This is a genomic window from Lentzea sp., from assembly GCF_035525475.1.
Classification (GTDB): Bacteria; Actinomycetota; Actinomycetes; order Mycobacteriales; family Pseudonocardiaceae; genus Lentzea.
Genome location: NZ_DATLEC010000023.1, coordinates 1 through 23,209, shown reverse-complemented (window position 1 = coordinate 23,209; position 23,209 = coordinate 1). Strand labels below are relative to the sequence as shown.

At 69.4% G+C, this 23,209-nt stretch carries 16 protein-coding genes and 1 tRNA gene; 6 read left to right on the top strand and 11 right to left on the bottom strand.

The window, feature by feature from the left end:
* Positions 1–8: 8 nt before the first annotated feature.
* Together prfA and rpmE are read right to left on the bottom strand one after the other, a co-directional pair.
* Complete coding sequence (gene prfA, locus VM306_RS02540; RefSeq protein WP_325510562.1) at positions 9–1,073, bottom strand: peptide chain release factor 1; 1,065 nt, start codon at positions 1,071–1,073, stop codon at positions 9–11.
* Positions 1,074–1,161: 88 nt separating this feature from the next.
* On the bottom strand, positions 1,162–1,374 hold the full coding sequence (rpmE, locus tag VM306_RS02535; RefSeq protein WP_325510561.1) for a 50S ribosomal protein L31: 213 nt from the start codon (positions 1,372–1,374) through the stop codon (positions 1,162–1,164).
* 255 nt (positions 1,375–1,629) lie between these two features.
* On the opposite strand from rpmE, the gene VM306_RS02530 reads away from it, so the two are divergent.
* Positions 1,630–2,016 (top strand): hypothetical protein, encoded by a 387-nt coding sequence (locus VM306_RS02530; RefSeq protein ID WP_325510560.1) that lies wholly within the window; start codon positions 1,630–1,632, stop codon positions 2,014–2,016.
* A gap of 270 nt (positions 2,017–2,286) precedes the next feature.
* Here VM306_RS02530 and rho read toward each other — a convergent pair whose 3' ends face one another.
* From rho to argS, 6 genes are all read right to left on the bottom strand, one after another.
* Positions 2,287–4,338: a transcription termination factor Rho gene (gene rho, locus VM306_RS02525; protein ID WP_325510559.1), complete on the bottom strand. Its 2,052-nt coding sequence runs from the start codon at positions 4,336–4,338 to the stop codon at positions 2,287–2,289.
* A gap of 321 nt (positions 4,339–4,659) precedes the next feature.
* Complete coding sequence (thrB, locus tag VM306_RS02520) at positions 4,660–5,511, bottom strand: homoserine kinase (RefSeq protein ID WP_325510558.1); 852 nt, start codon at positions 5,509–5,511, stop codon at positions 4,660–4,662.
* Positions 5,508–6,560, bottom strand: coding sequence for a threonine synthase (thrC, locus tag VM306_RS02515; RefSeq protein ID WP_325510557.1), 1,053 nt, complete (start codon positions 6,558–6,560; stop codon positions 5,508–5,510). Before thrC ends, thrB begins: the two co-directional genes overlap by 4 nt.
* A complete protein-coding gene (locus tag VM306_RS02510; protein WP_325510556.1) occupies positions 6,557–7,849 on the bottom strand; it encodes a homoserine dehydrogenase in 1,293 nt (430 codons plus the stop codon). The genes thrC and VM306_RS02510 overlap by 4 nt, the downstream gene beginning before the upstream one ends.
* A 27-nt stretch (positions 7,850–7,876) precedes the next feature.
* Positions 7,877–9,295 (bottom strand): diaminopimelate decarboxylase, encoded by a 1,419-nt coding sequence (gene lysA, locus VM306_RS02505; RefSeq protein ID WP_325510555.1) that lies wholly within the window; start codon positions 9,293–9,295, stop codon positions 7,877–7,879.
* Positions 9,295–10,929: an arginine--tRNA ligase gene (gene argS / locus VM306_RS02500; RefSeq protein ID WP_325510554.1), complete on the bottom strand. Its 1,635-nt coding sequence runs from the start codon at positions 10,927–10,929 to the stop codon at positions 9,295–9,297. The genes lysA and argS overlap by 1 nt, the downstream gene beginning before the upstream one ends.
* A gap of 169 nt (positions 10,930–11,098) precedes the next feature.
* On the opposite strand from argS, the gene VM306_RS02495 reads away from it, so the two are divergent.
* From VM306_RS02495 to VM306_RS02485, 3 genes are all read left to right on the top strand, one after another.
* Positions 11,099–11,923, top strand: a complete 825-nt coding sequence (locus VM306_RS02495) for a DUF3105 domain-containing protein (protein ID WP_325510623.1) — start codon at positions 11,099–11,101, stop codon at positions 11,921–11,923.
* Positions 11,923–12,612, top strand: coding sequence for a DUF305 domain-containing protein (locus VM306_RS02490; RefSeq protein ID WP_325510553.1), 690 nt, complete (start codon positions 11,923–11,925; stop codon positions 12,610–12,612). The genes VM306_RS02495 and VM306_RS02490 overlap by 1 nt, the downstream gene beginning before the upstream one ends.
* Positions 12,613–12,739: 127 nt before the next feature.
* Positions 12,740–14,614, top strand: a complete 1,875-nt coding sequence (locus tag VM306_RS02485) for an acyl-CoA dehydrogenase family protein (RefSeq protein ID WP_325510552.1) — start codon at positions 12,740–12,742, stop codon at positions 14,612–14,614.
* A gap of 226 nt (positions 14,615–14,840) precedes the next feature.
* On the opposite strand, the gene VM306_RS02480 is transcribed toward VM306_RS02485, so the two are convergent.
* Positions 14,841–15,968: an ROK family transcriptional regulator gene (locus VM306_RS02480; RefSeq protein WP_414672321.1), complete on the bottom strand. Its 1,128-nt coding sequence runs from the start codon at positions 15,966–15,968 to the stop codon at positions 14,841–14,843.
* A 193-nt stretch (positions 15,969–16,161) separates the two neighbouring features.
* On the opposite strand from VM306_RS02480, the gene VM306_RS02475 reads away from it, so the two are divergent.
* Positions 16,162–20,394, top strand: coding sequence for a GH92 family glycosyl hydrolase (locus VM306_RS02475; protein ID WP_325510550.1), 4,233 nt, complete (start codon positions 16,162–16,164; stop codon positions 20,392–20,394).
* A 253-nt stretch (positions 20,395–20,647) separates the two neighbouring features.
* Here the strand turns inward: VM306_RS02475 and VM306_RS02470 are convergent, their stop codons facing one another.
* Together VM306_RS02470 and VM306_RS02465 are read right to left on the bottom strand one after the other, a co-directional pair.
* Positions 20,648–21,556 carry a cation diffusion facilitator family transporter gene (locus VM306_RS02470; RefSeq protein WP_325510549.1) on the bottom strand — a complete coding sequence of 303 codons (909 nt, stop codon included), beginning with the start codon at positions 21,554–21,556 and terminating at the stop codon, positions 20,648–20,650.
* Between the two features lie 86 nt (positions 21,557–21,642).
* Positions 21,643–22,485, bottom strand: a complete 843-nt coding sequence (locus VM306_RS02465) for an alpha/beta fold hydrolase (protein ID WP_325510548.1) — start codon at positions 22,483–22,485, stop codon at positions 21,643–21,645.
* A gap of 201 nt (positions 22,486–22,686) precedes the next feature.
* Between VM306_RS02465 and VM306_RS02460 the strand changes: the two genes are divergently transcribed.
* Positions 22,687–22,758 (top strand) — tRNA-Arg (locus VM306_RS02460).
* Positions 22,759–23,209: the final 451 nt, after the last annotated feature.

The following is a 23,209-nucleotide window of genomic DNA, read 5'->3' as shown; positions in this document are numbered from 1 at the left end:
ACGTCGGATTACCCGCCTGCGAGCCGTTCCGCCCGGTCAGCGGCGGCCAGCGCGTCCACCACGGCGTCGAGGTCGCCGTCCAGCACCGCGTCCAGGTTATGCGCTTTGTACCCGACCCGGTGATCGGAGATGCGTGATTCGGGGAAGTTGTAGGTCCGCACCCGTTCACTCCTGTCCACGGTGCGGATCTGCGTGCGCCGGGCGTCCGACTGCTCCTGCGCCTTCTGCTCCTCGGCGAGCGCCACGAGGCGGCTCTGGAGGACCTGCATGGCGCGGGCCTTGTTCTGCAGCTGGCTGCGCTCGTTCTGGCAGGAGGTGACGATGCCGGTCGGCAGGTGGGTGATGCGGACCGCGGAGTCGGTGGTGTTGACCGACTGGCCGCCCTTGCCGGACGACCGGTAGACGTCGATGCGCAGGTCCTTCTCGTCGATCTCGACCTCGGCGGTCTCCTCGGCCTCCGGGAAGACGAGGACACCCGCGGCGGAGGTGTGGATGCGCCCCTGCGACTCGGTGACGGGCACGCGCTGCACGCGGTGCACGCCGCCCTCCCACTTCAGCCGGCTCCACACCCCGTCGGGCGTGGCGCTCTTGGTCTTGATGGACACCGTGACGTCCTTGAACCCGCCCAGGTCGGAGTCGGTGCCGTCGAGCATCTCGACCTTCCACCCGTGACGCTCGGCGTACCGCGTGTACATGCGCAGCAGGTCGCCGGCGAACAGCGCGGACTCCTCGCCGCCCTCACCGGACTTGATCTCCAGCACCACGTCGTCCCCGTCGTGCGGGTCACGCGGCAGCAACAGCTCGGAGAGCTTCTCCTCGAGCTCGAAGAGCTGCTCCTCCATCTGCTCGACCTCGCTCTGGAACGACCTGTCCTCGGCCGCGAGCTCCTTCGCCGCCCCGATGTCGCTCTTCGCCTGCTCGATCTCCCTGGCCGTCTGCACGATCGGACCGAGCTGGGCGTACCGCTTGCCGAGCTTGCGCGCCCCCGCCTGGTCAGCGTGCACGCTGGGGTCAGCGAGCGTCTTCTCGAGCTCGTCGTACTCGGCGAGCAGGCTGTCCAGCGACTGCGACACGGTCTTCGGCTCCTCTGGGTGGTCTGCAAAGACGGCAAACGGCGCCTGACCCCGGCGTGGTTGCCGGGATCAGGCGCCGTGGAAGCAGCTACTTGTTGCGCTTGCCGTACCGCGCCTCGAAGCGCGCGACGCGACCGCCGGTGTCCAGGATGCGCTGCTTGCCCGTGTAGAACGGGTGGCAGTTCGAGCACATCTCGACGCGGACCTCGGACGCCGAGGTGGTGCTGCGGGTGGTGAAGCTGTTGCCACAGCTGCACGACACCTCGGTGGTGGTGTACTCCGGGTGAATTCCAGTCTTCAAGATCTTGTCCCTTTCAAGGAAGGCCGCCGGGTCCCTGTTGGTGAACGGGTGAACCGGAGCCGGACTCGACCGTTTAGTTTGCCAGACCGTTCAACACGGGCATGCACGCGGTTGTTCCTCAGGGGCCACCGCAGCCGTAGGCGTGGTTGACGTCACAACCGCTCATCCGCCGCGATACGCCGTTTGGCGCAAGGTGCGACCGTTTGGCTGGATACGACTCCATGTTGTTGGTGGCCGTCCATCAGACTATGTGCCGTGTTCTGCGCCGCCGAACGCCCGATGAGCCTCGCGATGTGGCTCTCGGTGCCGTTCCTGTTCGCCGCAGCCGTGTTCGGCCTGATGGGGTCGGCAGGGCTGATCACCGCTTCCTGGACCACCGTGGGCCTGTCCCCGGTGGTGTCCGGTGCCGGCGTGGCGGTGGCGGCCGCCATGTCCGACGGGGTTCGGTGGACGCGGTCCTGGCAGCGTGTTTGGCTGCGGTGGCCCTACCTCGCCGTGGTGCTCGGGTTTGGGGTGGTTGTGGGCGCGGCGGAGGTTCCTGCGCTGGTCACGGCCGTGGTGGGGGTGCCGGTGCTGCTTGGGCTGGTTTTTCGGTGCCTGGTGCAGACGGATGAGAAGCGGTCGGCTTCCGACTGTCGCTGAGTCCGACTGCCGTTGAGTCCGACTGCCGTTGAGTCCGACTGCCGTTGAGTCCGACTGGTTGCGGTTCCAGCGTGGTCGTGCAGACCCGGACGACGCTGCGGTGGTCATCGCCGCTTCGCGTCGATAGCGATTGGCTGCACCGGTTCGCGGCGGTCATCGGCCCTGGGCTTCCCAGCGTTGCGGCTGGCCTCGGCATCCGAGTGAACAGGCACGAAAAAGCCCCCGCTGACCTGCAGCGGGGGCGATTTCACGTGAAACTCACGCGGGCGGTCAGTCCTGCTCGGCGCCGGGCGTCGTCTTCGCCACCTGCATCAGGAACTCGATGTTGGTGCGGGACTTGCGGAGGCGGTCGAGCAGCAGGTCGATGGCCTGCTGACCGTCCAGGGCGTGGAGCACGCGGCGGAGCTTGTGCGTGACCGCCATCTCGTCCGGCGAGAGCAGCAGCTCTTCCTTGCGGGTGCCGGAGCTGTCGACGTCCACGGCCGGGAAGGTCCGCTTGTCGGCGATCTTGCGGTCGAGCTTGAGCTCGGCGTTGCCGGTGCCCTTGAACTCCTCGAAGATCACCGAGTCGCCGGCAGAACCGGTCTCCACCAGCGCCGTCGCGATGACGGTCAGCGAGCCGCCGCCCTCGATGTTGCGGGCGGCGCCCAGGAAGCGCTTCGGCGGGTACAGCGCCGTCGAGTCGACACCACCGGACAGGATTCGGCCGGAGGCCGGGGCTGCCAGGTTGTAGGCGCGGCCCAGGCGGGTGATCGAGTCCAGCAGGACCACCACGTCGTGGCCCATCTCGACCAGGCGCTTCGCCCGCTCGATGGCCAGCTCGGAGATGGTCGTGTGGTCCGACGGCGGCCGGTCGAAGGTCGAGGCGATGACCTCGCCCTTCACCGAGCGCTGCATGTCGGTGACCTCTTCCGGACGCTCGTCCACGAGCACGACCATCAGGTGGCACTCGGGGTTGTTCTTCGTGATCGCGTTGGCGATCGACTGCAGAACCGAGGTCTTGCCGGCCTTGGGTGGCGACACGACCAGGGCGCGCTGGCCCTTGCCGATCGGCATCACCAGGTCGATGACGCGGGTGGTGAGGATGTGCGGCTCGGTCTCGAGGCGCAGACGCTCGTTCGGGTAGAGCGGCGTCAGCTTCGTGAAGTCCGGGCGGTTGCGCGCCTCGTCCGGGTCCAGGCCGTTGATCTTGTCGACGCGGACCAGCGGGTTGAACTTCTGGCGCTGCTGCTCGCCCTCGCGCGGCTGGCGGACGGCGCCGGTGATGGCGTCACCGCGGCGCAGGCCGTACTTGCGGACCAGCGACAACGACACGTAGACGTCGTTCGAGCCCGCCAGGTAGCCGGACGTGCGGACGAACGCGTAGTTCTCCAGCACGTCCAGGATGCCCGCGACGGGGAGCAGGACGTCGTCGTCGCGCACCTCGGTCTCGCGGTCCTGGCGCTCGATGCCCTCGTTGCGGCCACCGCGGCGGCGGCGGTCGCGGAAGCGGCCGCGACGGCCGTCTCCGTCCTCGTCGCCCTGCTGGTTGCCGCCCTGGCGGTCGTTGCGGTCACCGCGGTCGGAGCGCTCGCCGCGATCGCGGTTGCGGTCACGGCCGCCCCGCTCACCCCGGTCGGAACGGTCACCCCGGTCGGAGCGCTCGCCCCGGTCGGAACGGTCGCCCCGGTCGGAACGCTCACCGCGCTCGGAACGCTCACCGCGGTCAGCACGCTCACCGCGGTCAGGACGCTCACCGCGGTCAGGACGTTCGGCGCGCTCGGGGCGTTCGCCCCGCTCAGGCCGCTCGGACCGCTGCTCGGGACGCTGTTCGGTGCGCTGCTCGGGCTGCTGGGCCTCGCCCGCCTCGGCGTTGCCGCCACCACGGCCGGAACGGCGGCGGCGGTTGCCCCGGCGGCCGCCCTCCTCACCAGCGGAGCCGGTGTCGGCGGGAGCAGCGGCAGCGGGCTTCTCCGCTACGTCGAGCTGCTGCTGAACAGGCTTTTCGGCAGTCTTCTCGACCACTTTCGCCACAGGGGGCTCGGCAGGGGCCTCGGCCTTCGCGGCGGCCTTCTCGGCCTTCGCGGGCTTCTCCGCTTTCGCGGGGGCGCCGGAGCCCTGCTTCTCCTTGATGGCCGCGATCAGGTCGCCCTTGCGCAGGCCTGCGGTTCCGGTGATGCCCAGCGTGCCGGCGAGCTCACGGAGCTCAGCGAGGACCATGCCGGACAGACCCGCGCGTCGGCGCGGCGTCGTGCCGTTCGAAGGGGTGGACAGAGCGTTCTCCTCGGCTCCAGAACCAGATGCAGCTGCGACGTCGCTGCTCAGCAAATCGGTGTTGCTCACACATGTCCTTCCTGACCAGGCCCCGCCTCCTACGCGGCCCAGCGGACCCGCCTTCCCGCTTCAACTGGGGAACGGCGGTCAGTCCGATGAAGACGGAAGCACACACCGCTTCCGGCAAGCACGGGACTTTTGTCAGGTCACACGGCGATCGGGTGCCTCTTTTGCGTCCGCCCCGCCCGCACGGCACAGAGCCGGAGCACAAAAGGATTGCGACCCGGAACGAATGTCCGGGCGCGACACCGGCGCCCGTGCGCGCGGTGACTGATCGCCCCCGAGGGTAGACGCCGCTCCTCCACCATGCAACAACCGGGGTCGGGCGTGTCAGTCCAATGGCCGAACACGCACGCCGGCCTTGTCGACGTCGAGTCTCCGCACGTCGAAGCCGTGCACGTCGACCTCGGGAGGAAGATCGCCGAACGCGATCACGGTGGGTCCCGCTCCGGACACGCAGGCGGGAACCCCGAGCTTGCGGAGATCGTTGATCACCCGGACGGTGTCGGGCCACGCGGGCTCGCGGTAGTCCTGGTGGAGGCGGTCCTCAGTAGCGGCAAGGAGAACGGACGGATCGGACGTCAGCGCGTGCACGGCCAGGGCGGCCCGTCCCGCGGCGTGCGCGGCGTCGGCGTGCGGTACCTCGGCCGGAAGCAGGCCGCGCGTCGTCTTGGTGGACGACTCCTGCGACGGGATCAGCACGACCGGTCGCACGCGTGCGTCGGCGTCCATCCGGACAGACCGGTAGCGCTCCCCTTCGGACCACGCGACGACCACGCCGCCGAAGAGGGAAGCGGCGACGTTGTCCGCGTGACCTTCGAACTCGGCGGCGATTTGCAACGCGTCCGTGTCCCACTCGCGACCCGTCAGGGTGAATCCCGCTGCGACACCCGCCACGATCGCGGCGGCCGACGAGCCCAGCCCTCGTGCGTGCGGAATGGTGTTGCGGCACCTCAGCGCCAGTCCGCCCGCGTAACCGGCGGCGCGGACGGCCCGCACGACGAGATGGGTCTCGTCGAGCGGGACGTCGCCGGCTCCGGCACCGTCGACGGTGATCGAGAGGTGGCCCCGGTCGGCGGAGGCCACCTCGACGTCGTCGTACATCCCGAGGGCCATGCCCAGCGCGTCGAACCCCGAACCGAGGTTCGCGGTCGACGCGGGGACGGAGACGAGGAACCTCACGCCAGCTCCAGCGCGTGGGCGACGGCGCCGGGGTCGACCGGGACCGGCTCGACCTCGGTCGTGCCGAGCAACGCGGTGTCGGGGTCCTTCAAACCGTGACCGGTGACCGTGCAGACGACCGTCGAGCCCTTGGGCAGCCTGCCGTCCTCGGCGGTCATCAGCAGACCGGCGATGGACGCGGCCGACGCGGGCTCCACGAAGATGCCCTCGGACGACGCCAGCAGCCGGTACGCGGCCAGGATCTGCTCGTCGGTGACGGCGTCGATCAGGCCGCCGGAGGAGTCGCGCGCGGTGACGGCGCCCCTCCACGACGCGGGCGACCCGATCCGGATCGCGGTCGCGATGGTCTCCGGGTTCGGCACCGGCTCACCGCTGACGAGCGGCGCGGCGCCCGCGGCCTGGAACCCGAACATGCGGGGCAGGCCCTGGTCGTACGACGTGTAGCCCTTCCAGTACGCGGTGATGTTGCCCGCGTTGCCGACCGGCAGGCAGTGCACGTCCGGCGCCTGCCCGAGCACGTCGCAGACCTCCCACGCGGCGGTCTGCTGGCCGACGAGCCGCACCGGGTTGACCGAGTTCACCAGCGTGACCGGGTACTCGGCGGCGGTCTTCGAGGCGAGTTCCAGGCAGTCGTCGAAGTTGCCGTCGATCTGCAGGATCTTCGCGCCGTGCATGACGGCCTGCGCGAGCTTGCCCATCGCGATCTTGCCGCTGGGCACCAGCACGGCCGCCGTCAGGCCCGCCTTGGCCGCGTAGGCCGCGGCGGAGGCCGACGTGTTGCCGGTGGAGGCGCAGATGACCGCCTTGAGACCGGACGCGAGCGCGTACGTCATCGCCACGGTCATGCCGCGGTCCTTGAACGAGCCGGTCGGGTTCGCGCCCTCGACCTTGACCCAGACGTCGGATCCGGTGGCGGCCGAGAGGCGCTTCGCGTGCACCAGCGGCGTGCCGCCCTCGTGCAGCGTCACGACCTCGGCGCCCTCCGGGATCTCGATGCGGTCCCGGTAAGCGTTGATGAGACCGGGCCAGCCTGCTCCAGATGCGCTCACTCTTCGCCCTCCACCCTCATGACGCTGACGACGTCCCGCACCACGGGGAGGCCACCGATCTTGTCCACAGTGGACCGCAGCGCGGCGTCGGTCGCCGCGTGCGTGACGATCACCAGGCTGGCGTCCTCGACCCGGCCTTCCTGGCGCACGGCGGCGATGCTCACGTCGTGCTCGGCGAACACCGCGGCGACCTGCGAGAGGACACCGGCCTTGTCCGCCACGTCGAGGCTGATGTGGTAGCGGGTGGGCGTGTAGCCCATGGGCTGCGCGGGAAGCGCGGCGTAGGCCGACTCGCGCGGACCACGTCCGCCCGCGACCTTGTTGCGCGCCACGGCGACCAGGTCGCCGAGCACCGCGCTCGCCGTGGGGGCGCCACCGGCGCCCTGCCCGTAGAACATCATCTCCCCCGCCGCGTCTGCCTCGACGAACACCGCGTTGAACGCACCGTTGACGCTCGCCAGCGGATGCGTCCGGGGGATCATGGCCGGGTGGACTCGAACGGCGACTGACTCCTGGCCGGACGGGCTGACGACGCGCTCGCAGATCGCGAGCAGCTTCACCGTGCGGCCCAGGCCCTTCGCCGCCGCGATGTCCGCCGCGGACACCGCGCGGATGCCCTCGCGGTACACGTCCGACGCCGTCACGCGCGTGTGGAACGCGAGGGAGGCGAGGATCGCGGCCTTCGACGCGGCGTCGAACCCGTCGACGTCCGCGGTCGGGTCGGCCTCGGCGTACCCCAGGCGCGAGGCCTCCTCGAGCGTCTCGGCGTAGCCGGCGCCCGTGGCGTCCATCGCGGACAGGATGAAGTTCGTCGTGCCGTTCACGATGCCCATGACGCGCGTGATCCGGTCGCCCGCGAGGGACTCCCGCAGCGGGCGCAGCAACGGGATCGCGCCGGCGACGGCGGCCTCGAAGTACAGGTCGGCGCCGGACGCGTCCGCGGCCTCGAAGAGGTCGGGACCGTGCTCGGCGAGCAGCGCCTTGTTGGCCGTCACGACGGACTTGCCGTTGCGCAGCCCTTCGAGCAGCAGACCGCGCGCGGGGTCGATGCCGCCGATGACCTCGACGATCACGTCGACGTCGCCGGACTTCACGAGCGCCTCGGCGTCCGTGGTCAACAGGTGTTCCGGCACCTCGCGGTGCTTGTTCGGCCTGCGCACGGCGATGCCCGCGAGCTCAACCGGCGCGCCGATGCGCTGGGTGAGGTCCTCGGCCTGGTCCGTCAGCAGCCGGACTACCTCCGTGCCCACCGTGCCGCACCCGAGCAACGCGACGCGAATGGGCTCCACGGGGCCCGTCTCTTTGACTGACACTGCCTATACCTCCAGACGGAACAGATCGTCCTCGGTCTCGCGACGCAGCAGGAGCCGCGCCTCTCCGTCGGTCACCGCGGCGAGCGCGGGCCTCGGAAGTCGGTTGTACCCGCTCGCCATCGAGTAGCAGTAGGCCCCGGTCGCAGCGACCGCCACCAGGTCGCCCGGCGCGAGGTCGTCCGGGAGCCAGCAGTCGCGCACCACGATGTCGCCGGACTCGCAGTGCTTGCCGACGACGCGGCACAGCACGGCCCGCGACTCCGGCTCGGCGGCCCGCGAGACGAGCTTGCAGTCGTAGACGGCGTCGTAGAGCGCCGTGCGGATGTTGTCGCTCATGCCGCCGTCGACGCTGACGTAACGGCGGCGCGCGCCGCCGTCCAGCTCGATGTCCTTGATGGTGCCGACCTCGTACACGGTGACCGTGCCGGGGCCGACGATCGCGCGGCCGGGCTCGACCGCGATGCGAGGCATGCGCAGGCCGTTGTGCTCGCACTCCTTCTGCACGATGTTGTGCAGCTGCCGCGCCAGCTCGGCGGGCGGGGGCGGGTCGTCGTCCGGCGAGTACGCGATGCCGAGACCGCCGCCGAGGTCGACGACGTTCAGCGACGGCACCTCGCCGTGCTCCTCGCGGATGTCCGCGAGGAGGCCGATCACGCGGCGGGCCGCGACCTCGAAGCCGGACGCGTCGAAGATCTGCGAGCCGATGTGGCTGTGCAGGCCGACGAGCTCGAGCCCGGTCGCCTTGACCACGCGGCGCACGGCTTCCGCGGCGTCGCCGGAGGACAGCGAGAAGCCGAACTTCTGGTCCTCGTGCGCGGTCGCGATGAACTCGTGCGTGTGCGCCTCGACGCCGACCGTCACGCGGATCAGCACCTGCTGCACCACACCGCGTTCGCGCGCGATCTGGTCGAGCCGGACGATCTCGTGGAACGAGTCGACGACGATCCCACCCACGCCGGCCTCGACGGCCGCGATCAGTTCGGGGACGCTCTTGTTATTGCCGTGCAACGCGATCCGCTCGGCGGGGAAGTCCGCCCGCAGCGCGATCGCCAGCTCGCCGCCGCTGCAGACGTCGATCGAGAGGCCTTCCTCGGCCACCCACTTCGCCACCTGCACGCTCAGGAAGGCCTTGGACGCGTAGTGCACGAGCGTCGGGTCGCCGAACGCCTCGGCGTGCTCGCGGCAGCGCGCGCGGAAGTCCTGCTCGTCCATGACGAACAGCGGGGTGCCGTACTGCTCTGCCAGCGCGCGAACGTCCACACCGGCCAGTTCCACGACACCGGAGGCGTTCCGGGAAGCGTTGCGCGGCCACACGTTCGAGTGGAGGTGGTCGAGCTGCTCCGCGGTGGAGGGGCGGTCGCCGGCGGTGGTGCCGGGGACCACGACGTCGGCGTGCCGGGGTCCGGCCGGGTGCGCGCGCATCACATGCGCTCCGGGGCGGTCACGCCGAGCAGGCCGAGGCCCGCGGCGAAGACGCGCCTGGTGGCGTTGACGAGCTGAAGCCTGACCTGGTGCAACGGAGTCGTCTCCTCGTCGCCGCGTGGGAGCACGCGGCACTCCTTGTTGTCCTGAAAGCGGTGGTACGTGCCCGCCAGCTCCTCTAGGTAGCGGGCGACGCGGTGCGGTTCCCGCAGCTCGGCGGCGGTGGCCACCACTCGCGGGAACTCACCGATGGTGCGGATGAGGTCGCCTTCGCGCTCGTGGGTGAGCAGCGCGTAGTCCTCACCGGGCGTCATGCCGAAGTCCGCGGCGTTGCGCTGGATCGACGACGTGCGCGCGTGCGCGTACTGCACGTAGTAGACGGGGTTCTCGCTGTTGTGCTTGCGCAGCAGGTCGAGGTCGATGTCGAGGCTGGAGTCGACCGACGAGCGGATCATCGCGAACCGGGCGGCGTCCACGCCGACCGCGTCGACCAGGTCCTCCATCGTGATGACGGTGCCCGCGCGTTTGCTCATCCGCACCGGCTGGCCGTCGCTCACGAGGTTGACGAGCTGGCCGATCAGCACCTCGACGACGGCCGGGTCGTCGCCCAGCGCGGCCGCCGCGGCCTTGAGCCTCGCGACGTAGCCGTGGTGGTCCGCCCCGAGCATGTAGATGCACAGGTCGAAGCCGCGGCCGCGCTTGTCGACGAGGTAGGCGATGTCGCCCGCGATGTAGGCGGGGTCGCCGTCGCTCTTGATGACGACGCGGTCCTTGTCGTCGCCGAAGTCGGTGGACCGCAGCCACCAGGCGCCGTCCTTGGGGTACAGCGAGCCGTTGGCCTTGAGCTTCGCGACGGCCTCGTCCACGCGGCCGCTCCGGTGCAGCGAGTCCTCGTGGAAGTAGACGTCGAAGTCGGTGCCGAAGTCGTGCAGGGTCCGCTTGATCTCGTCGAACATCAGGCCGACGCCGACCCTGCGCACGGTCTCGGGGTCGCTCAGCGCTCCCGGCTCGCGGCGCAGCACCTCGGCGGCGATGTCGCTCACGTACGTGCCCGAGTAGCCGTCCTCGGGGGCGGGCTCGCCCTTCGCGGCGGCGATGAGGGACCGGACGAACCTGTCGATCTGCGCGCCCGCGTCGTTGAAGTAGTACTCGCGGGTGACCTCGGCGCCACGGGCACGCAGGACCCTGCCGAGCGCGTCGCCGACCGCCGCCCAGCGGGCGCCACCGAGGTGGATCGGGCCGGTCGGGTTCGCGGAGACGAACTCCAGGTTGATCCGCTTCCCTGCCAGCTCGGAGCCGGTGCCGTAGCCGTCCTCCAGGGCCGCGCGAACGATCGCTCCCTGGGCCTCGGTGGCGATGGTGAGGTTCAGGAAGCCCGGTCCCGCGACGTCGGCCTTCGCGATGGCGTCCTCGGTCAGCAGGGCCTCGGCGAGCCACGTGGCGAACTCGCGGGGCTGGACGCCGACCTTCTTGGCGAGCTGGAGCGCGACGGTCGTGGCGTAGTCGCCGTGCTCGGGGTTCCTGGGTCGCTCGACCGTCACCTGCTCGGGGAGAGCGGCGGTGTCCAGACGACGGTCGGCGAGCAACCGCGCAACCGTGGTCCGGACGAGATCGGCGAGCGCTTCAGGGGTCACGACGCATGAGTTTAGAGAAGCGTTGTCGCAGGTCTCGACCGGGTTGCCGGGTCTCGGAGGGTGAGACGGCAAGTGTTAACGCGCACGTGGTATCGCCCTGCGCTGACAGCGACCAGACACGATGTCCCTACACTGGCGCCGGTTGACCAGGACGACATCTGAGGCGGACATGACCAGCGGCAAGAAGACGAAGGCCACACGCAACAGCGTGGCCGCAGCCCGTTCCTCGGTGGTGGCGAGCAAGCCGAAGCCGTGGGGCACGATCATCGCGGTGATCGCAGTGCTCGGCCTAGCGGGCGGCGTTTTCGGGTATGCGTACTCGCAGATCCACGCGAACAACGTCAAAGAGGCCGCCCTGGCCAAGTGGAAGCCCTCCGACACGAACAAGGACCCGTCGACACAGCTCGCGGGTATCGTGATCAAGGAGTACAAGGGCTCCCGCCACGTCGAGCCGACCCAGCGCGTCGCCTACGACCAGACCCCCGCGTTCGGCGGCCCGCACGACGCCCAGTGGGCCGACTGCACCGGCGTCGTCTACGACAAGGCCGTCCGCACCGAGAACATGGTCCACGGCCTGGAGCACGGCGCGGTCTGGATCGCCTACAACCCCGACCAGGTCAAGGACGACGCTCTCGCGAAGCTCAAGGCCAAGGTCGAGGGCATCCCGTACATGATGCTGTCGCCGTTCCCCGGCCTCGACAAGCCGGTCTCCCTGCAGTCCTGGGGCCACCAGCTGAAGGTCGACAACGCCGACGACGAGCGCGTCGACCAGTTCATCTCCTCGCTGCTGCGCAACCCGAACTCCTACCCCGAGGTCGGCGCGTCCTGCGAGAACGCGCAGTTCCTGTCGAACCCGGCGCCGTTCGTGGCCGAGAAGCCGGGCGCCGACGCCGTGCCGATGGACGGCGGCAAGGACGACTCCGTGACCGAGGGCCAGCCGAACACCAGCACGCCGCCGTCGTCGGGCTCGGTCTCGACGCCCCCGTCGAGCTGATGTCGTCTCCTTCCGACGAGACCGGGCGGCCCTCCGGGGTCGCCCGCGTCCTCGTCATCGGCGCCGCCGTGCTGGCGGTGCTCCTGCTCGGCGCGGCGGTGGGCCTGCTGGTCAAGCTCCCCGGTTCGACCTCGTCGTCCGCCGTTCCGGCCTCCGGTCCGGTGGACGTGGGCTTCTGCCAGGACATGTCCCAGCACCACCTGCAGGGCATCCAGATGGCCAACCTCGCCAGGGACCGCTCGACCGACGCCGAGGTCCGCCAGCTCGCGTTCGACATCGCCTCCACCCAGCTGGAGCAGGTCGGCCGCATGAAGGGCTGGCTGATGATGTGGAACGAGCACGAGCAGAACGTCTCGGGCATCTACATGTCCTGGATGAACGACTCGGGCCTCCACGGCCACGGCGCCACGACCCCCGAGGCCGGCAAGCCCCTGATGCCCGGCATGGCCGTGACCGACGAGCTCACCAAGCTCCGCACGATGCCGCAGGGCCGTGACTTCGACGTCTACTTCCTGCAGCTGATGCTCCGCCACCACATGGGCGGTGCGCCGATGGCCGAGTACGCCTCGACGCGGGCGGGCCAGGCGTTCGTGCGAACGCTGGCCCAGAACATGCTGAAGTCGCAGGCCTCCGAGACAGAGCTGATGAAGGACTACCTGGCGAAGCGCGGAGCCGCCCCGCTGCCGTAGCCGGTGTCCGCCCGACGCCGAGGGCCGTCCCCACGTGGGGGCGGCCCTTTCGCTTCCTGCGCCGCGAACCGGTGGACATCCGCCTACCCCTGAGTAACGTGGGTCACACCCCTACTCGGAGGTAACCATGACCGTCGACGAGCGCGCGGCCCGGCAGGTCGCCGAACAGGCACGGGAAACACGGTGGCAGCGACCGAGCTTCGGCAAGGAGCTCTTCCTCGGTCACTTCCGCCTCGACCTCATCCACCCCCACCCCACGGGCAGCGCGGAGGACCACCGGCGCGGCGAGGAGTTCCTCGCGAAGCTGCGCGAGTTCACCGAGTCCCGGATCGACAACGCGACGATCGAGAGGGACGCGCAGATCCCGGACGACGTCCTGAAGGGCCTCAAGGACCTCGGCGCGTTCGGCATGAAGATCAAGCCCGAGTACGGCGGCATCGGCCTGACCCAGGTCTACTACAACAAGGCCCTGATGCTGGTCGGCAGCGCCAGCCCCGCCATCGGCGCGATGCTCTCCGCCCACCAGTCCATCGGCGTCCCCCAGCCGGTGGCGATGTTCGGCAACGAGGAGCAGAAGAAGGAGTTCCTCCCCCGCTGCGCCAAGGGTGAGATCACCGCGTTCCTCCTGACCGAGCCGGACGTCGGCTCGGACCCCGCCCGCCTCGGCACCACCGCCGTCCCCGACGGCGACGACTACGTGCTCAACGGCGTGAAGCTCTGGACCACCAACGGGGTGGTGGCCGACCTGCTGGTGGTCATGGCGCAGGTCCCGGACCGGGGCATCACCGCGTTCGTCGTGGAGGCGGGCGCCGAGGGCATCACGGTCGAGAACCGCAACGCGTTCATGGGCCTGCGCGGCCTGGAGAACGGCGTGACGAGGTTCCACGACGTCCGCGTCCCGAAGAAGAACGTCATCGGCAGGGAGGGCGCCGGCCTCAAGATCGCCCTGGCGACCCTGAACACCGGCCGCCTGAGCCTCCCCGCCCTCTGCGCGGGCAGCGCCAAGTGGTGCCTCAAGATCGCCCGCGAGTGGTCGGGCGCGCGCGTCCAGTGGGGTCTGCCGGTGGGCAGGCACGAGGCCGTCGCGGGCAAGATCGCCTACATCGCGGCGACCGCCTACGCGCTGGAGGCCGTGCTGGACCTGAGCTCCGAGCTCGCGGACGCCGGCAGCCACGACATCCGCATCGAGGCCGCGCTGGCCAAGCTCTACGCGAGCGAGAAGGCCTGGCTGGTCGCCGACGAGCTGGTCCAGATCCGCGGCGGGCGCGGCTACGAGACGGCGGAGAGCCAGGCGGCGCGCGGCGAACGCGGCATCGCGGCCGAGCAGGTCCTGCGCGACCTCCGCATCAACCGCATCTTCGAGGGCTCCACCGAGATCATGCACCTGCTGATCGCCCGCGAGGCCGTCGACGCCCACCTCAGCGTCGCCGGCGACATCATCGACCCCGACGCCGACCGCCAGGCCAAGGTGAAGGCCGCGGCCAGGGCGGGCGGGTTCTACGCGAAGTGGTTCCCGACCCTCGTCGTCGGCAAGGGCCAGAGCCCGGCCGGCTACGCGGAGTTCGGGCCGCTGGCCAGGCACCTGCGGTTCGTCGAGCGGTCAGCGCGCAAGCTGGCGCGGCAGACGTTCTACGCGATGTCGCGGTGGCAGGGGAAGATGGAGCGCAAGCAGCGGTTCCTGAGCCGGATCGTGGACATCGGCGCCGAGCTGTTCGCGATCAGCGCCGCGTGCGTGCGGGCCGCGCAGGACGACAACCCGAACTCCCGACTGCTGGCCGACGCGTTCGCCAAGCAGGCGCGCATCCGGGTCGACGAGCTGTTCGACAAGCTCTGGAAGAACACCGACGACAGCGACCAGCTGCTGGCCAAGCAGGTCCTGGACGGCGGCTTCACCTGGCTGGAGGACGGCGTCGTCGACTCGTCCACTCCCGGTCCCTGGATCGCGGACTCGGCCCACCGCGCGTCGGCGGCGACCAACGTCCACCGCCCCACTCCGCGCTAGCGCCGCTTGCGTTGCTGCACTGGGCAGGCTGATGGTGTGCGTGCGCGGCACCTGCCCAGTGCATGTGGCCGGTAGAGGGCTACGTCCCCCGCACCCCTCTACCGACTCCCCTTGCAACGGAAGGACACAACCCTCCAGGAGGAGGTGTGGTAACGCTAAGCCACAAAACACTGTTAACAGTTACGACAATTGAGTGAACTACCAGGCAGAGATCACTTGACTACCTTCAGAGAGTAACTTCGAAGACCAATTCACGGGCCGCCTCCAAGCCCATCGCGATGGCTCCGGAGAGCACCGCGCCGTCGCCGAGCGAGCCCGCCACGACGCGGGGCGCCAGCGGGGTCATCGTGCGCAGCGCGGTCTCCAGCGGTTCGAGCAGCAGGTCGACGTTCGACCCGATCCCCCCGCCCAGCACGACGAGCCCGGGGTCGATCACCGCGGCGACCGAGGCGACGAGGAACGCGAGCCGTTCCGCTTCCAGCTCCACGACCTCGACCGCCGCCGCATCGCCCGCACGCGCGAGACGGAAGACGTCACGAGCCGAGCGCGCCGCCAGTCCGTGCTCCCGTGCCAGCGCCACAACGGATTCCGCCGCTGCCGCCTCCTCGAACTGTCCACGGTGGACGTCCGAACCGGACCTGCCGAACGGCAGGAAGCCGACCTCGCCCGCGGCCCCGTGCGCGCCGCGGAACAGCTTGCCGTCCACCACGATGCCCATGCCGACGCCGGTGCCGACCGTCGCGCACACGAACACGCGGACGTCCCTGGCCGCGCCGTACACGTGCTCCCCGAGCGCGGCCAGGTTCGCGTCGTTCTCCACGACCACCACCGGCCCGAGCGACGACTCCAGCCCGTCGAGCACGCCGGCGGACTCCCAGCCCGGCAGGTTCGGCGCGTGCCGCACGACCCGTGACCGCTGGTCGATCACGCCGGGGCTGCCGATCACCTTCACCACGACGTCGGTCAGCGCGATCCCCGCGTCCGCCACGGTGCGCGACGCCAGGTCCGTCACCGTGCGCACGAGGGTGACGGCCGACCGGCAGCGGTTGCGCTCGTCCACGCGGGCCACCACGGCACCGCCCAGGTCGGCCAGGGCGACGCGGATCCGCTCACGCCCGATGTCGACGCCCAGCACGTGGCCGGCGGCCGGGTTCGGCTCGTAGACCACCGCCGACCGGCCGGGACCCGTGGTCGTGCGGCCCGTCGGGCGCACCAGGCCGTGGCGTTCGAGGTCGGCCAGAGCCTGTCCGACCGTCGGCTTGGACAAGCCGGTGTCCTTGGCGACCTGAGGGCGGGTGGCGGCACCCAGACGGCGCAACCGGTCCAGCACAGCGCGTTGGTTCAGCACGCGCATGCCCGCTGGTGTGCCCACCTCTGGCGGCTTGCGGTCGGTCACCTGCCAAGTCTAGATCTTGATCGACCGGGTCAGCGCGCAACTGTTGAAAGGACAGGTTGCGCGACAATTCCCGTCCTGTCCCTTGACAACGATGTCACGTGCAGAAACGCTCCCTCCCAAAAGGGGCAGGCTTGGCGGCGGAAGGGTTGCGATGAGGCAACTGGGGAAGAGACGGACCAGAACTCTGTTGAGCGTCGCGATCACTGCGACACTGGTGTGCGGCGTCACCAACGGCTACGCGGCCGCCGCACCAGAGGAGCAAGGCGTGGGCTTTTCGTCGTCCTTTGAGGACGGTCAACCGCAACCGTCGTGGTCGAACACCGTCGAGACCGACGCGGCCGGCAACCCGAAGTCCTCCGGCGTGGTCGGGTCCGACGGCTCCGGCATCCCCGGCAACGTCTCCGACAAGGTGCTGGCGGTCAAGGCCAACGGTGAGAACGCGGACTCGAACGAGGTGAAGGAGAACCTCGTCGACGGCACCATCACCACGAAGTGGCTGGTGTTCGCGAACACCGGATGGGCGTCGTTCCAGTTCGGCGGGGAGCAGGCGGTCAGGAAGTACGCCCTCACGTCCGCCAACGACGCGCCCGAGCGCAACCCGAAGGACTGGACGCTCCAGGGTTCCGCCAACGGCACCGACTGGACCGTGCTCGACACCCGCACCGACGTGTCGTTCACCGCCGAGCCTTTCCAGACGCTGGTGTTCGACGTGGCGAACCCCGGCGCCTACCCGTTCTACAAGATCGACATCACCCGCAACAACGGCTCGCCGAACATCATCCAGCTCGCGGAGGTGCAGCTCTCCGACGGCAGCAACGCGCCGGCGCCGGCGAACATGCGCAGCGTCGTCGGCAACGGCCCCACGGGCGGCTACGCGGCGAAGGCGCGCGTCGGCTGGACCGGTGTGCGGGCGTTCCGCTACCAGGGCAGGCACACCGCCGAGGGCCGCGGCTACAGCTACAACAAGGTCTTCGACGCCGACATCCCGGTCAAGTCGTCGACCGAGCTGTCGTACATGATCTTCCCGAACTTCGTCACCGACAACCTCGACTACCCGAGCACGTACGCGTCGGTCGACCTGGCGTTCTCCGACGGCACGTACCTGAGCGACCTCAAGGCCGTCGACCAGCACGGAGCGGTGGTGTCACCGCAGGGTCAGGGCGCGGGCAAGTTCCTCTACACCAACCAGTGGAACAAGGTGGCGTCCACGATCGGCGCCGTCGCGGCCGGCAAGACGATCAAGCGGGTCCTGGTCGCCTACGACGGTCCGAAGGGGCCGACGGAGTTCGGTGGCTGGCTCGACGACGTCCGGATCGGCGACGTCGTCACCAAGCAGTACGCCAAGCCGTCGGACTACGTGCTGACCACGCGTGGCACGAACTCGAACGGCTCGTTCTCGCGGGGCAACAACTTCCCGGCGACCGCGGTGCCGCACGGCTTCAACTTCTGGACCCCGATGACGAACGCGGGTTCCACCAGCTGGCTCTACGAGTACCAGCAGCGCAACAACGACGACAACCTGCCGACGCTGCAGGCCTTCACGGCGTCGCACGAGCCGAGCCCGTGGATGGGTGACCGGCAGACGTTCCAGGTGATGCCGTCCGACAAGGCGCCCACCCAGGACCGCGCGCTGCGGGCGTTGCCGTTCAAGCACGACAACGAGGTCGCGAAGGCGCACTACTACGGCGTGACGTTCGAGAACGGCATCAAGACCGAGATCGCGCCGACGGACCACGCGGCGGTGTTCCGGTTCACGTTCAACGACGAGGCGCAGAAGAACGTCGTGTTCGACAACGTGAGCAACGCCGGCGGCCTGACGCTGGACGCGGCCAATGGTGTCGTCAGCGGCTACTCCGACGTGCGGGCCGGGTCGGCAGGCACGACGCGCATGTTCGTCTACGGCAAGGTCGACAAGCCGGTGACCGCGAGCGGCAAGCTCACCGGTGCCGGCCGCGACAACGTCGGTGGCTACTTCTCGTTCGCGGACAAGACCGTCCAGCTGCGGCTCGCCACCTCGTTCATCTCGGTCGACCAGGCGAAGTCGAACCTGGAGCAGGAGGTCAGCGCCTCCGACACGTTCGACTCGGTGCGCGACCGCGCGCAGGCGGCGTGGGACGAGGTGCTCGGCATCATCTCGGTCGAGGGCGCGTCCGAGGACCAGCTGATCACCATGTACTCCAACATGTACCGGCTCTACCTGTACCCGAACTCCGGCTTCGAGAAGGTCGGCGGCAAGGAGAAGTACGCGTCCCCCGTGTCGCCCGCGACCGGCCAGAACACGCCGACGCAGACCGGCGCGAAGATCGTCGACGGCAAGATCTACGTCAACAACGGGTTCTGGGACACCTACCGCACGACCTGGCCCGCCTACAGCTTCTTCACCCCGTCCCAGGCGGGCGAGATGGCGGAGGGCTTCGTCCAGCAGTACAAGGACGGCGGCTGGATCTCGCGGTGGTCCTCGCCCGGCTACGCGGACCTGATGACCGGCACGAGCTCCGACGTGGCGTTCGCGGACGCGTACCTGAAGGGTGTCAGCAACTTCGACATCAAGGCCGCCTACGACGCCGCGGTGAAGAACGCCGCGGTGGTGCCGCCGAACAGCGCGGTCGGCCGCAAGGGCATGGACCGGTCGATCTTCCTCGGCTACACCGCCAACGACCAGTTCGACGAGGCCTGGTCGTGGGCGATCGAGGGTTACCTCAACGACTTCGGCATCGCGTCGATGGCGAAGGCGCTGCACGAGAAGACGGGCGAGAAGCGGTACGCCGAGGAGTACGAGTACTACCTCAACCGCGCCCAGAACTACGTGCTGACGTTCGACAAGCGGATCGACTTCTTCCAGGGACGCAACATCGACGGCTCGTGGCGCGTCGAGGACCCGGCGAAGTACAACCCGCAGGAATGGCGTTACGACTACACCGAGACCAACGGCTGGAACATGGCGTTCACGGTGCCGCACGACGGGCAGGGTCTCGCGAACCTGTACGGCGGACGGGACAAGCTCGCCCAGAAGCTCGACTCGTTCTTCACCCTGCCGGAGACCGCGAAGTTCCCCGGCGGCTACGGCGGCGTGATCCACGAGATGGTCGAGGCGCGGGACGTGCGGATGGGCCAGTACGGCCACTCCAACCAGCCGTCGCACCACATCGCCTACATGTACAACTACGCGGGCAAGCCCTCCGGCACCCAGGAGAAGGTGCGCGAGATCCTGTCGCGCCTGTACGTGGGCTCCGAGCAGGGCCAGGGCTACGCCGGTGACGAGGACAACGGCGAGATGTCCGCGTGGTACCTGTTCTCGGCGCTGGGCTTCTACCCGCTGCAGATGGGCAAGCCGGCCTACGCGATCGGCTCACCGCTGTTCACCAAGGCGACCGTCAAGCTGGAGAACGGCAAGAAGCTCGTCGTCAACGCGCCCAAGAACAGCGCGAAGAACATCTACGTGCAGGGCGTGAAGGTCAACGGCAAGGCGTGGAACAAGACGTCGCTGCCGCACGACGTGCTCGCGGCCGGTGGCACGATCGACTTCGACATGGGCCCGAAGCCGTCGAAGTGGGGCACCGGCGCCGACGACGTGCCGGAGTCGATCACCAAGGGCGACGCGGTCCCGACGCCGCTGCGCGACGTCTCGGCCGGTGTCGCCGACGCCGCGCTGGTCGACAACGACTCGTCGACCTCCGCGGTGGTGAAGTCGTTCGACTTCAAGGCGGCGGACGCCAAGGAGAAGGCGGAGTTCTACCCGCTGACGAACGCCCGCACGGGCACCTCGCCCTCGGCGTGGGAGCTGAAGGGCTCCTACGACGGCAAGACGTGGGCGACCGTCGACAAGCGCTCCGGCGAGAACTTCCAGTGGCAGCAGTACACGCGGTCGTTCAAGATCGCCTCGCCGGGCCGCTACAACTTCTACCGCCTGGAGTTCTCCGGCGACGTCGCGCTCGCGGAGTTCGAGCTGCTGTCGAAGCCGCTGCCGGCCCCCACCACCACGGTGACGGGCACGGTCAACGGCCCGCTGCAGGTCAAGGGCGTGACCTATGTGGACGGTGCGACGATCAGCGGTCCGGTGACCGTCGCACGCGGCGCCACGCTGTACGTCTTCGGCGGCGAGATCAAGGGCCCGCTGTCGGCGGCGGACGCGGCGTCCGTGGTGCTCGTGGGCACTCGGGTGAACGGCCCGGTGACGGTGCACGGCGCCTCTTCGGAGGTCGCGGTGGAGAACACCGCGGTCGGCGGCCCGGTGTCGCTGACGTCGAACAGGACCAGGTCGGTCGTGGCGTTCTCCGCGGTCGGCGGCCCGTTGTCCTGCACCGGCAACGACCCGGCGCCGGTCAACAACGGCTTCGCGAACGACGTGAAGGGCCCGAAGGCAGGACAGTGCTCGGGGCTCTAGCCACACCCGCATGATCTGAGAAGCCGCGTTCCGTCACGGAGCGCGGCTTTTCTCATTCACCTGAAAGGATCTATCCCCGTCGGACATACTCCGATGAGATCTTGGCGGTTCATGCTGCGGTGACGGGGAGGCTGTTGTGGTGCCGTTCGAACGAGGCCGTGTCTGGGTAGCGGTTCCCCACCCTCGCCCCGAGGCCGTTCCGTCACGAACAGGGACCCCGTCCACGAAGGACGACCTCCGGGACCTCCCCGCATCACCAGGAAAGCTCCCGGCACCGCTGCGCTGACGAGCCGCCCTCGACCTGCAGGGTGGCGTGCTCGATGTGGTACTTGGTCGCCAGCAACGCCTGCGCGGCCTTGAGCACGCCCTCGTGGTCGGCGTCGCCGGCGGTCGTGAGGTGAGCGGAAGCCACCTCCATGCCGCTGGTGAGCGTCCACACGTGCAGGTCGTGCGCCTCGGTGACACCGGGGATCTGGGTCAGGCTCTTCTGCATCTCGGTGACGTCCAACCGCTCCGGCGCGTGCTGGAACAGGATGTGCAGCGCGTTCTTCGCCAGGCCGTACGTCCGCGGCAGCACCCAGATGCCGATCAGCACACCCATGATCGGGTCGGCGTACTTCCAGCCCGTCGTGATGGTCACCAGAGCCGAGACGAGCACGCCGACGGACCCGATGAGGTCGGCCAGCACCTCGAGGTAGGCGCCCCGGACGTTGATGCTGTCCTTCGCGCCCTCCCTGAGGACGCTGAAGCTGACGAGGTTGGCCGCGAGTCCCAGCCCCGCCGCGATCAGCACGGGCCACCCCGCCACGCCGGGCGGGTCCTGGAACCGGCCCACGGCCTCGTAGATGACGTACCCCGCCACACCGAACAACAGCACCGCGTTGGCCAGCGCGGCGAGCACCTCGGCCCGGTAGAAGCCGAACGTGCGGTTCTTCCCGGCCTTGGCCCTTGTCGCGATGAAGATCGCGGCGAGAGCCATCCCCACGCCCAGCACGTCGGTGAGCATGTGCGCCGCGTCCGAGATCAACGCGAGCGACGACGTAGCGAACCCGACTACGAACTCGACCACCATGAAGACCGCGCCGATGCCGAACGCGACCCACAACTTGCCGGCGTGCCGCCCGCTCGCCGACGCCGATCCGTGTCCATGGCCGTGACCCATGCTTCGGAACATATAGCGACATGCGCATGAGTGCAATCCGATGTATTCCCGATCAGCCGTTCTCGTGACGGAGGCCACGCCCTGGACTACCTGCGTGACGCCTGGGCAACCACCCGCCGCACCGCCTGCACGGCGACCTGGGGCTCGTCGAGGTAGATGTAGTGGCCGCTACCGGCAGCAGTGCGCAGCGCCGCACGGCAGGACAACCCGAGCCACGCACGCTGCCCCTGCCCCCACGCCTGCTCCAGGGCGGCCCCGTACTCCGGCACCTCCGCGAGGTAGGGCTGCCCGTGCTGGACGACCTCGACGGGAACGTCCCCCGCGGACCGCACCGGCCCGTCCCCGATCACGAGCCGCTCCGGGTTCTCCCCGCGGAACACGGCCAGCGACTGAGCCCGCAACTCGGCCCCGAACCCGGTGGCGCTCTCGGGAATCGCCCGCTGGAGATCGGCGCTCATCGTCGGCGAGGTGGCGTCCATCAGCACGACCCCCTTGACCAGGTCCCGGTGCTTCGGCGCGTAGCGAGCGGCGATCAGCCCGCCCAGCGAGTGACCGGCCAGCACGACAGGCCTGCCGCCGGACACCTCCCTGATCACCCTGGTCAGCACCACGCCGGTGCTGTCCATGGTCTGGGGCCCGTCGGGCTGGTCGCTGCGCCCCTCACCGAGGCGGTCGTAGGAGCACACCCGGTTCTCCTTGCCCAACGCCTCCTGCAACCCCGCGATCCGGTCCGTCCCGTCCCCGAGGCCCGCCATCAGGACGACGACCGGCCTGTGCTTCTGCTGCACACCGGAGCAGGAGACGTGGACCGACTTGCCGCCGACGTTGACCGTGGTGTCGGGCGAACTTTGGCCGGCCATCGCGGCCCCGCCGGAGGCGACGGTGGCGAACAGGGCGATCACGGCGGACGTCTTGAGGTGGCGGAACATCGGGGTCTCCCAGCGGGGCTGTGGTGTTTCCTGGACACCGCAAACGCTATGGATTCCGCAGACCTCGATCATCACCGCGCAGTGGACAGTCTCCGGTAGCTCTCACGGGGGACAAAGCTCCGCTGCCAGCACGAATGCCGTTCCAGGGGTGGGTGTGCGGTTGCGTGGCGCGGATGCGCTAGGATCTTCCACGTAGCTACGGCCCCCGTAGCTCAGGGGATAGAGCACCGCCCTCCGGAGGCGGGAGCGCAGGTTCGAATCCTGCCGGGGGCACCGAAGTCGAAGGCGATTCGTGTTCGCGGAAAGCGCGAACCGGGTCGCCTTCGGGCATTTTCCGGGGCCGAGCCCCCGGACCCCCGCAGGTGGCTGGGACCGTCTGCGCGTAGCCCTGCCGGGGGCACCAGAGGCATTGGCCGCCACGCCGCCCCCGTCTCCCGCTTTCTCAGATCACCCGATGACGTCGCCCGGAACGATGGCGAGCCTCATCCAGACCCGCACGGCGAGCGTCGGAAGGTCTCACTCCCGCGTCACGTGCTGGTCCGCACCGCGGTGTTCACCCGTTTGAGCAGATGGACCACTCGGTCGCGAGGCGGGCGAGGCGGACTCGGTGTCGGCACCGGTGTCCGCATGGCGTTCGGTGCGGCCGAACCCATGCCAGTCGAAGCAGAGCACGGTGGCGTCGTCCTGAAGGTGATCACCACAGGCGCGCCTCACGGCCCTCGTC

Excerpts from the sequence above, each read along its gene's own strand:
- lysA (WP_325510555.1), bottom strand. The coding sequence starts at position 9,295 with ATGCGCGCGCACCCGGCCGGACCCCGGCACGCCGACGTCGTGGTCCCC.
- VM306_RS02495 (WP_325510623.1), top strand. The coding sequence starts at position 11,099 with ATGACCAGCGGCAAGAAGACGAAGGCCACACGCAACAGCGTGGCCGCA.
- VM306_RS02490 (WP_325510553.1), top strand. The coding sequence starts at position 11,923 with ATGTCGTCTCCTTCCGACGAGACCGGGCGGCCCTCCGGGGTCGCCCGC.
- VM306_RS02485 (WP_325510552.1), top strand. The coding sequence starts at position 12,740 with ATGACCGTCGACGAGCGCGCGGCCCGGCAGGTCGCCGAACAGGCACGG.
- VM306_RS02480 (WP_414672321.1), bottom strand. The coding sequence starts at position 15,968 with ATGCGCGTGCTGAACCAACGCGCTGTGCTGGACCGGTTGCGCCGTCTG.
- VM306_RS02475 (WP_325510550.1), top strand. The coding sequence starts at position 16,162 with ATGAGGCAACTGGGGAAGAGACGGACCAGAACTCTGTTGAGCGTCGCG.
- VM306_RS02470 (WP_325510549.1), bottom strand. The coding sequence starts at position 21,556 with ATGGGTCACGGCCATGGACACGGATCGGCGTCGGCGAGCGGGCGGCAC.
- VM306_RS02465 (WP_325510548.1), bottom strand. The coding sequence starts at position 22,485 with ATGTTCCGCCACCTCAAGACGTCCGCCGTGATCGCCCTGTTCGCCACC.